The organism is Brevundimonas sp. NPDC007368, from assembly GCF_042869015.1.
In the GTDB taxonomy this organism is placed as follows: Bacteria; Pseudomonadota; Alphaproteobacteria; order Caulobacterales; family Caulobacteraceae; genus Brevundimonas.
Genome location: NZ_JBIAFA010000011.1, coordinates 1 through 1578 on the forward strand (window position 1 = coordinate 1; position 1578 = coordinate 1578).

Sequence of the window (1578 nt, forward strand, 5' to 3'; positions counted from 1 at the left end):
GAGGCCGTGTAAAAACCTGTTGGGCCACGGGGAGACGGTAGTGGCGACGAGGCGCGGAGCGCCTCCTTCTCAGGCTCTGATCGCTTCCATCAGGGGCTTCGTTCCGAGCACCGCCATCACCCGCTTCATGTTGTAGGCGAGGATGTGGAGGCTGATCTCCGTCTTCACGTTTGGCAGCCGCTTCATCAGGAAGTGGGTGTGGCCCATCCAGGCCTTGATCGTGCCGAACGGGTGTTCGACCAGTCGTCGTCGGGTGCGCATGGCGCGGGGAGCGAGGTCCATCCGGGCCTGCAGCGCGTCGATCACCGCCTCATGCTCCCAGCGGGTGACCCGACGCTCGACGCTGGGGGTGCACTGGCTCTTGAGCGAGCAGCCGGTGCAACTGGCCCGGTTCCAGTAGCGGTGCAACGTCAGTCCCTTCTCGATGGTCGTCATGTGGCGCGGCAGCAGCGCGCCGGCCGGGCAGCGATAGACGTCCTGATCGGGCTGGTAGACGAAGTCCTGCTTGCCGAAGCGGCCCGCCGCTTTGGCGCCTGAGGTCAGGGGCTTGGGGACGTAGGGCGTCACGCCCATGGTCTCGCAGGCGAGGATCTCCTCGCCAGAGAAGTAGCCGCGGTCGGCCAGCACGTCGATCGCCTCGACGCCCATGGCGTCCTTGGCCTTGCCCGCCATCGAGGCGAGCTGATGCTTGTCCAGGCCGGTCATGACCACGTCGTGGGCGACGATCAGGTGATGCTCACCTTCGACGGCGGACTGGACGTTGTAGCCGACGATGCCGCTGCCTCGACCCGACGTCGCCATGGCCCGAGCGTCCGGATCGGTCAGGGAGACCTGGCCGTCGAGTGACGCCGCGACCTCGGCCTCCATCGCCTTGAGCATCGCCATCTGGGCCCGGAGCCGGTCGATCTTCTCGACCAGTCGCCCGGACCGCGCCTCGGCGGCCTCGCCCTCGTGACGATCCGCCGTGTCGAGGTCCTGCAGATAGCCGGCGATGTGCTCGGCGACCTGCTCGATGCGCCGCTTGACCTTGTAGGCGGTGAAGTTCCTGTCGCGGGTGTTCACCGCCTTGAACTTCGAACCGTCGATCGCGACCAGGGCTGATCCGAACAGGCCGAGCTGGCGGCACAGCACCACGAACTGGGCGCACGCCGCCTGGATCGCCGGGCCGTTCTCGCGGCGGAAGTCGGCGATGGTCTTGTGGTCCGGCGCCAGTCGCCCCGTCAGCCACATCAGCTCGACGTTGCGCTGCGCCTCGCGCTCCAGCCGCCGGCTGGACTGCACCTTGTTCAGATAGCCGTAGACGTAGAGCTTCAGCAGCATGGCCGGGTGATAGGCGGGCCGGCCCGTCGCCGCCGGCGTCATGCCCTCAAAGCCCAGACCCTTCAGATCCAGCTCGTCGACGAAGACATCGACCACCCGGACCGGATTATCCTCGGCCACATAGTCGTCGAGACACTCGGGAAGCAGCGTCTGCTGCCGGCGATCGGCGCCCTGAACGAAGCGGCTCATACCCACCTCCTGCTGACCCGGAAGGCTATCCTAATTCGCTCGATCGGGAGGCGTTTTCACACAGCCTCG

1 protein-coding gene is annotated in these 1578 nt (G+C 66.7%); it reads right to left on the reverse strand.

What is annotated here, in order from left to right:
* Window positions 1–69: 69 nt before the first annotated feature.
* Window positions 70–1509, reverse strand: a complete 1440-nt coding sequence (locus ACFYLW_RS16100) for an IS1182 family transposase (protein WP_363066538.1) — start codon at window positions 1507–1509, stop codon at window positions 70–72.
* Between the last annotated feature and the right edge of the window lie 69 nt (window positions 1510–1578).

What these genes read in the sequence shown, in the direction of transcription:
- ACFYLW_RS16100 (WP_363066538.1), bottom strand. Translation starts at nt 1,509, where the DNA reads ATGAGCCGCTTCGTTCAGGGCGCCGATCGCCGGCAGCAGACGCTGCTT.